This window comes from Janibacter hoylei PVAS-1 (assembly GCF_000297495.1).
GTDB classification, from domain to species: Bacteria; Actinomycetota; Actinomycetes; order Actinomycetales; family Dermatophilaceae; genus Janibacter; species Janibacter hoylei.
Map to the genome: position 1 here is coordinate 1 of NZ_ALWX01000030.1, position 7759 is coordinate 7759.

Genomic DNA, 7759 nt, shown 5'->3' on the forward strand with positions numbered 1-7759 from the left:
CAGCGCGGAACCAACGAGAACACCAACGGGCTCCTTCGCCAGTACTTCCCGAAGGGCACCGACCTGTCGCGGTGGAGCAACGACGAGATTCAGGCCGTCGCCATGGCGCTCAACGGACGACCCCGCAAGAGCCTTGGCTGGAAGACTCCCGCCGAGGCCTTCGAGGAGCATCTACAGTCGATGCAAACAGCCGGTGGTGCGACGATCGATTGAATCTGGTCAATACCTCGCCATTCGCTACACCGAACGTCTCGCCGAGGCCGGGATCGAAGCCTCGGTCGGCTCGACAGGCGACTCCTACGACAACGCCGCCGCCGAGGCCCTGAACAAGCTGTACAAAAAGGAACTCATCTGGCGACAAGGACCGTGGCGCGGCCTCGACGACGTCGAGATCGCAACCCTCGAATGGGTCGACTGGTACAACAAATCACGCCTTCACGGCCACTGCGGCGACGTCCCGCCCGCCGAGCTCGAGGACCGCTACTACGCTGAGACCGACCAACCGCCCGGCAACCGCCGAGACGGCACAACCAGCCCTCCACTAAACCCGGGGCGATCCAGTGTATGGTCACTGCATGCTGAACAGTGCTGCTCTCCTGGACGTGCTCAATCGCTTGGGTAGGGCGATGGCGGATCCGACTCGAGCGCGGATCTTGGTGTCGTTGTTGCAGGAGGCGAGCTATCCGGCCCAGTTGGCTCGTGATCTCGATCTGAGCCGCACGAATGTCTCCAATCACCTCGCGTGCCTGCGTGGCTGCGGGATCGTGATCACCGTGCCGGAAGGCCGTCGGACCCGCTACGAGATCGCCGATGCGCATCTGACTCGGGCGTTGGAGTCGTTGATGGACGTGGTCTTGGCGGTCGACGACGGGGTCCCCTGCATGGACGCGAACTGTGACGTGCCGTTGTGCTGCGGGACTACACCTGCGCTGGTTGCCGATGAGCAGAGGGTCTGACGATGAGTGATGTGTGCTGCGGAACGGACGGGCCCGTCGCTGAGGATCTCGCGCCGTGGTGGCGTGATCAGGGCTTGGCACTGCCAGCCGCCGCTGGAGTGCTGTGGCTGACCGGACTGCTGCTGGAATTCGGCGGCGCCGAGGGCCTGAGCGTGCTGTCCTACGCGATCGGCTTGGCTGCGGGTGCCTGGACGTTTGCTCCGGCAGCGATCCGCCGCCTAATCACGGGGCGTGGGCAGGGCCGGTTGGGTGTGGGCCTGCTGATGACGATCGCCGGTACAGGCGCCATCCTGCTGGGGCACGTGGGCGAGGCAGCAGCGTTGGCCTTTCTGTTCTCGATCGCCGAGGCACTTGAGGACCGCGCCATGGACCGGGCCCGTCACGGGCTGCGGGCGTTGTTGTCCCTCATCCCGGAAACCGCTGTCGTTTCACGAGCGGGAACGGACGAGCGGATCCCCGCCGAGCAGGTTCGGCGGGGCGATGTTCTTCTCGTCGGCGCTGGCGACCGGGTCAGCACAGACGGCGTCGTCGAGGCGGGTCACTCGTGGCTGGACACCTCGGCAATCACCGGAGAGTCGATCCCCGTCGAAGTCGCGCCCGGCGACGAGATCGCGGCCGGATCGGTCAACACCTCGGGCACGTTGCGCATCACAGCAGTCGCCGACGGGCGCGACAACTCCCTGACCCAGATGGTCGAGCTCGTCGAGCAGGCTCACGCGAACAAGGGCGATCGTGCGCGCCTGGCTGACCGCATCGCCCAACCACTCGTCCCATTGGTGCTGCTGGCCGCTGCTGCGATCGCGGCGTACGGCTTCGTCGTGGACGACCCACAGACGTGGATCGAGCGTGCGCTGGTGGTGCTGGTCGCGGCCTCACCCTGCGCCTTGGCGATCGCGGTCCCGGTCACGGTGATCTCAGCGATCGGCTCGGCCAGCAAGTTCGGGGTGATCATCAAGTCCGGAGCGGCCTTCGAGCAGCTCGGGACGATCCGCACGATCGCCTTCGACAAAACAGGCACCCTGACTCGCAACGAGCCCCGGGTGGTGGCCACTCACGCGGCCAACGGTCACACCGACGCGGAGGTGCTCTCCTTGGCAGCGGCACTGGAGGCCACCAGCACCCACCCCCTGGCGGCGGCGGTGGTCGCTGCCTCACCAGATCATCCTGCGGCGAGCGACGTCCACGAGCACGCCGGACACGGTGTCACCGGGTTGGTGGACGGACTCCGGGTACGCGTTGGCAGCCCCCGCTGGGTCGCCCCGACCGACCTGAGCGGGCAGGCCGACGCTATGGCCAGTCAAGGCATGAGCCTCATTGTGGTCGAGGTCAACGATCAAGCGTGCGGCGTGATCGGCGTCCGCGACGAGCTGCGCCCTGAGAGGCAGCCCAGGCCATCTCCGCCCTGCACCAGCAGGGGGTGTCCACCGTGATGCTCACCGGTGACAACGCACGCACCGCGCAGGCCATCGCCAGTGAAGCCGGCATCCGAGAGGTTCACGCGGAGACCCTGCCCCAGGACAAGGCCGACCACATACGCGCCTCGATGGCCACGGCCCCGACGGCGATGATCGGCGACGGCATCAACGACGCGCCCGCGCTGGCCACGGCCACCGTCGGTATCGCGATGGGCGCCAGCGGTTCCGCCGCCGCAGTCGAGTCCGCAGACGTTGCCTTCACCGGCCACGACCTGCGGCTGCTGCCACAAGCCCTCGCACATGCCCGCCGCGGACGAGCGATCATGACCCAAAACGTCGTCCTGTCCGTGGCCCTGATCGCGGTCCTCTTCCCGCTCGCCCTGTTCGGCGTGCTGGGTCTGGCCGCGGTCGTGCTGGTCCACGAGGTCGCCGAGGTCATCGTCATCGCCAACGGTTTGCGAGCCATCCGCACCCAGCGCCATTCCCAGCCTGAGGCCAGAATCGATGACTACTCTGCGCGCCAGCAGCGCCCTTCGATGATTGGAACCCGATGAGCAAGAGCCTGAAACTGTCCATGGCCATGATCGTGGCGGTTCTGGTGGCATTGGTCGCTGCGGTGACGTTCAGCCGGGCCGGCGAAGAAGCGGCACCCACGGGGTCCGGAAGCGGGGCGTCCGCGCCCTTGGTGCGCGATGACAGCCCCCGCCTGACCTCCGGCAAGAAGGCAGTGTTCGTGGAGTACCTCGACTTCGAGTGCGAAGCGTGCGGTGCAGCCCACCCCGTCATGACAGACCTGCGAGAGAAGTACGGCAAAGACGTGACCTTCGTGGTGCGCTACCTCCCCCTCCACGGAAACTCGATGAACGCGGCACTGGCTGCCGAGGCCGCCCGTGAACAGGACAAGTTCGAGGAAATGCACGACAAGCTCTTCGAGACGCAGGCCGAGTGGAGCCACTCTGAATCGTCCAAGGAGAAGACCTTCGAGGGATATGCCCAGGAGCTGGGGCTGGACATGAAGCAGTACCGCGCCAGCCTGAAGGACCCCGCCGCCGCGCAGCGCATCGAGCAGAGCAAGAAGGACGCCCAGACACTGGGCGTCACCGGCACCCCCACGTTCTTCCTCGACGGCGAAAAGATCGAGCCGACCACCATCGCCGACTTCGAGACCAAGCTTGATGCCGCAATCGAAGACTGAGCCGACCGTCGTCACTCCGGCGGCTGCATTCAACGCACGCGGACTGGGCTGGCTGTACCTCGTCGGGGGCCTGGTCGGGCTGCTCTGCGCCGTCGTGCTGCTCGTGGAGAAGATCGAGCTGCTCAAGAACCCGGACTACGTCCCCTCGTGCAGCATCAACCCGATCCTGTCCTGCGGCTCGGTCATGGTCACCCCTCAAGCCGACGCCTTCGGTATCCCAAATCCGCTTATCGGAGTCGCGGGGTTCGCAGCCCTTGCCATGCTTGGAGCAGTCCTGGTCAGTGCCACAAGCCTTCGTGCATGGTTGTGGGTGGCGACCCAGGCCGCGGTGACCCTCGCGGTGGTGTTCATTCACTGGCTGATCTTCCAGAGTCTGTACGTGATCGGCGCACTGTGTCCCTATTGCATGGTCGTGTGGGTCGTGACCATCGCCGTCTTCTGGCACACCACCATTCACAACCTTCGGCGTCACCGGGGCACCGTCGCTTCGCCCACGCGCCGCGGTGTGGCGATGCTCATCGAGTACCGCGCAGCGGTCTTGACCGCTTGGTACCTGGTGATCGTCGTGCTCATCGCTATCAGGTTCTGGGACTACTGGGTCACGCTCCTGTGATCACTGACCCGTGGACCGAATCGCCATCACGCCGAGAGGCCGAGCGGCATCCTCCAGCCGCCTCGGCGCTGACGAACGACGACCCCGATACCTCGCCGCGCATCCACGCACGCGCGGCGACGACCTCAGGAGCATGAGACCCGAATGACCGCACGCTGCCCCTCCCGCCGAAGTCTCCTCGCCGCGGCCGGTGCTGTCGCTGCCACCGGTGGTCTCGCCGCGTGCTCCTCATCCGGTGCCAAGGATGAGCAAGACCTCGGCTATCGATCCGGGGACGGCAGCGTGACCGCTTTCGACGAGACCCAGCGCGGCGAACCCGTCGAGCTCGCTGGTGAAACGCTTGACGGCCAGACGTGGGACAGCGCCGATCACCGCGGCCAGGTCGTCGTCGTCAACGTCTGGGCCAGCTGGTGCGGACCCTGCGCCAAAGAGGCCCCACACCTCGTCGCGCTCAACAAAGAGCTCAAGGGCGATGACGTGCAGCTCGTCGGGATCAACTTCCGAGAGTCCTCCGTGGAGACCGGCAGATCACAAGCCAAGACGTGGGGCTTCACCTGGCCCTCGATCTACGACAAGTCCGGCACCACCTCGATCGCCATGCAAGGCAAAATGACCACCCAGCCCTCCACCGCTGTCCTCGACCGCCAGGGTCGTATCGCTGCGGTTGTCCTCGGAGCGACCACGCAGTCGACCCTTCAAGGCCTGATCGAGGACACCCTCGCCGAGGAGGACCGATGATCGTCGCTTTCACGACCGGGCTCAGTGACCAGGTCGCCAGTGGGGCTCTGCCTCTCGCGGCGCTCGTCGCGGCCCTCGCGGGGCTCGTTTCCTTCGCCACGCCCTGCGTGCTGCCCCTCGTACCGGGCTATCTCGGCTACGTCACTGGCCTGTCCGACGTAGCACTGGAGAGGCGCAGCCGTGGCCGGATGGTCTTGGGTGCGTTGCTGTTTATCCTCGGCTTCACCATCGTTTTCGTTCTTGCCTCGATGTTCGTGGCCACCGCCGGCCGCGCGCTCGTGGAGCACCGAGAGCTACTGATGCGCATCGGGGGCGTAGTGGTGATCCTCATGGCCCTGGTCTTCCTCGGCGCCGGTTCGCAGCGGACCTTCCGCCTGACGATCAAGCCCGCCACTGGCCTGGCCGGGGCCCCTGTCCTCGGGGCCGTCTTCGGCCTGGGCTGGGCGCCCTGCATGGGCCCGACTATCGCCGCGGTCCTCGCGCTCAACCTCGCCGGCGACGCCTCGATCACCCGAGCTGTCGTTCTCGCCGTGGCCTACTGCCTCGGGCTGGACGACTGCCCTTCATCCTCATCGCCGCGGCCTACGAGCGCTGGGCCCCGGTCTCGTCGTGGCTGCAACGACACCAGCGCGCGATCCAGGTCGTCGGCGCCACCCTGCTGATCATCGTCGGGACACTCCTGCTCACCGGCGGCTGGGATGCGATCGTCCAGCGGCTGCAAACCAGACTCATAAGCGACTGGGAAGTGCCCCTCTGATGTGAAGGAGCATGGCTCACTGCTGTCAGGGCGTGAGTCGGGTCCCGAGCGCTCACGGCCGTCGGCTGCGCAGGCGGCTCAAGTGCCTCGGCCCAGTGTCGGCAGCGCTCAAAATGAGGCCGAAAGTTCTGGCTCGGCTACTTTGCGCGACGCCCTCCCCAAGGCGAGGTTCGTGCAAAGTAGGCCGCGTGTCGTATGCAATCTGCGCTGCATCTCGACACTAGTGTCGAGAAGCGCCCTAAATCAGAGCAAGACGACTTCTATCTAAGATGCGAGGATCCGACGGCACTAGGACGCCAGACTTCTGGTGCTCGGACGCCGCGCGGGCAGGGGCTACTGCCGACCGCGTCTCCCTCGGTCTGCTTGCGGTACTGAAGCTCGAGTGGGGGGAGCGCTTGGCTGGCCGTAGATGGGCGGCTGTTAGTCACCGCTGGGTGAGGCTGGGTCGTCGTCGACTTGGCGGTCTGTCGCGTTCACGGTTGAGATTCGTCGCTCGGCCGACCCTCATCGACAATGGCGTTCAACTGGACTTTCGGGCGGATCGCCTCAGCCTCGTCGACCGCAGCGCGCTGCAATTACGACCTAGCCGCTGTGACTCCCACGGCCAAGACCGTCGCGACTCCAGCCCCCGCCACGAAAGCCTTCGGCATGGCCCTGAATGCTGCCGACCTCTCGATGCTCTCGATGAGCATATCAACGCCGCCCGCTTCCTTCGCGCGGACCACGATGTCTTCGTACGCGCCTAGGTTTCCCACTTGCCACTCCCATCTCGGGCGCGCTGGTCACGGGCCCGTCGACTGCATCGGCTGTTGATTCCAAGCTCGCCCGAATGAGGCTGGAATACCTGGGCTCCTGAGCTGTGCTGTCAAGAGGTGCCAAGGGGCGGGCCCGTGGTTCCTGACACGGAGGCGCGAAGCGTGAACTGTTGAGCGTGTTGCCAAGCACGATCGATGTAGGGCTTTTCGGTGGATATGTCGCATTCTCTAGTCTATTTAGTCTATCGATTCTTTCTGTTCAATTCGAGCGAATCCTGCGACATTGAGCGACGAAGCTCACTGAAACATCTTGTGCTCACCGGGACTGCTGCACGCGTAGGTGACATCTGATCTGGCTTGCCCGCAGCCTCCTCGCCGCGCCGACCACGTGCCGGCGCGGCGAGGGGTCCTGCCGCCGACATCCCACGACAGGCGACTCATAGAATGTGGGCCATGGCCCCCGACCACAGCGCGCGCACGCAGGTTGGTCGCACGCTTCAGCCTCCATGGGGCCTGCTGGTTCTGGGGCTGGCCACCGCGGTGGTCGCAGGCATACTTGCCATGCACGGATTCTCCGTCGGCCATCACATGCCGGGCGAGGTCTCCACGCAGCAGGTGGACTCGAGCACGAGCCACCACACGCATCAAGACCCAGCGAGCTCGGGCGCACATTCATGTCCGTCCCCCGGCTGCGACGAGCAAGGCTCAATGGCCGCGATCTGCTTGTTCATGCTGCTGTGGCTGGTGACCCTCGTGCCACGGCGCGGTGGCTCCTCGTGGCGATGGCAACCCCCGTGGGTGACCTGGCTCGCTGCCCAGTCACCACCCCCACCGGGGCACCTGTCACGCGTTTCGTTGATTCGGCTGTGCATCAGCCGAACGTGAGCATGCGTCTCGCGTCCGACCACGCCACACGGCGTCGCCGGACGCAGTCCTGCCCGATCAACACCAGACAAAGGAACCGCGATTTCGCATGCGCAAGAACACCATCACCAAGACATTGGCGACCGCCGCGGCAGCCACCCTCATCGTCAGTGGCTGCTCCCAAGGCAGTAGCAGCCACGGCTCCCACGGCGGCAGCGAGAGCGGCAGTAGCCAGGCGTCGGCACAGTTCAACGACGCCGACGTCACCTACGCCGAAGGCATGATCATGCATCACCAGCAGGCCGTGGAGATGTCCGACATCATCCTCGACAAGTCCGGGGTCAACCCCGACGTGGTGGAGATGGCCAAGCAGATCAAGAAGGCCCAAGGGCCAGAGATCAAGGAGATCGAGCAGACCTGGCTAGCAAGGACGTGGGTCAGGACGACGTCCGGCCACGAAGGCCAG

Annotated in this window: 6 protein-coding genes and 3 pseudogenes; all 9 read left to right on the forward strand. The window is 65.6% G+C overall.

Going from position 1 to position 7759, the window contains the following annotated elements:
• Positions 1–213, forward strand: a pseudogene (locus B277_RS07330) (IS30 family transposase); the annotation flags it as partial.
• Positions 212–622, forward strand: a pseudogene (locus tag B277_RS16735) (integrase core domain-containing protein); the annotation flags it as partial. The pseudogenes B277_RS07330 and B277_RS16735, both read left to right, overlap by 2 nt.
• A complete protein-coding gene (gene cmtR / locus B277_RS07335; protein WP_007926778.1) occupies positions 576–956 on the forward strand; it encodes a Cd(II)/Pb(II)-sensing metalloregulatory transcriptional regulator CmtR in 381 nt (126 codons plus the stop codon). The pseudogene B277_RS16735 and the gene cmtR, both read left to right, overlap by 47 nt.
• Before the next feature lie 2 nt (positions 957–958).
• Positions 959–2925: pseudogene (locus B277_RS07340) on the forward strand (heavy metal translocating P-type ATPase).
• Positions 2922–3566 carry a DsbA family protein gene (locus B277_RS07345; protein WP_007926780.1) on the forward strand — a complete coding sequence of 215 codons (645 nt, stop codon included), beginning with the start codon at positions 2922–2924 and terminating at the stop codon, positions 3564–3566. The pseudogene B277_RS07340 and the gene B277_RS07345 overlap by 4 nt, the downstream one beginning before the upstream one ends.
• A complete protein-coding gene (locus B277_RS07350) occupies positions 3547–4179 on the forward strand; it encodes a vitamin K epoxide reductase family protein (protein ID WP_007926781.1) in 633 nt (210 codons plus the stop codon). Before B277_RS07345 ends, B277_RS07350 begins: the two co-directional genes overlap by 20 nt.
• Positions 4180–4461: 282 nt before the next feature.
• Positions 4462–4917 carry a TlpA disulfide reductase family protein gene (locus tag B277_RS07355; RefSeq protein WP_169330594.1) on the forward strand — a complete coding sequence of 152 codons (456 nt, stop codon included), beginning with the start codon at positions 4462–4464 and terminating at the stop codon, positions 4915–4917.
• On the forward strand, positions 4914–5579 hold the full coding sequence (locus B277_RS07360; protein ID WP_007926785.1) for a cytochrome c biogenesis CcdA family protein: 666 nt from the start codon (positions 4914–4916) through the stop codon (positions 5577–5579). The genes B277_RS07355 and B277_RS07360 overlap by 4 nt, the downstream gene beginning before the upstream one ends.
• Positions 5580–7402: 1823 nt before the next feature.
• Positions 7403–7759 (forward strand): DUF305 domain-containing protein (locus B277_RS07370; RefSeq protein WP_007926787.1); only part of this gene is annotated, 357 nt, incomplete at its 3' end.

Bases quoted from the DNA above. Each gene is read 5' to 3' on its own strand.
- B277_RS07360 (WP_007926785.1), top strand. From the start codon at position 4,914: ATGATCGTCGCTTTCACGACCGGGCTCAGTGACCAGGTCGCCAGTGGG.
- cmtR (WP_007926778.1), top strand. From the start codon at position 576: ATGCTGAACAGTGCTGCTCTCCTGGACGTGCTCAATCGCTTGGGTAGG.
- B277_RS07345 (WP_007926780.1), top strand. From the start codon at position 2,922: ATGAGCAAGAGCCTGAAACTGTCCATGGCCATGATCGTGGCGGTTCTG.
- B277_RS07350 (WP_007926781.1), top strand. From the start codon at position 3,547: ATGCCGCAATCGAAGACTGAGCCGACCGTCGTCACTCCGGCGGCTGCA.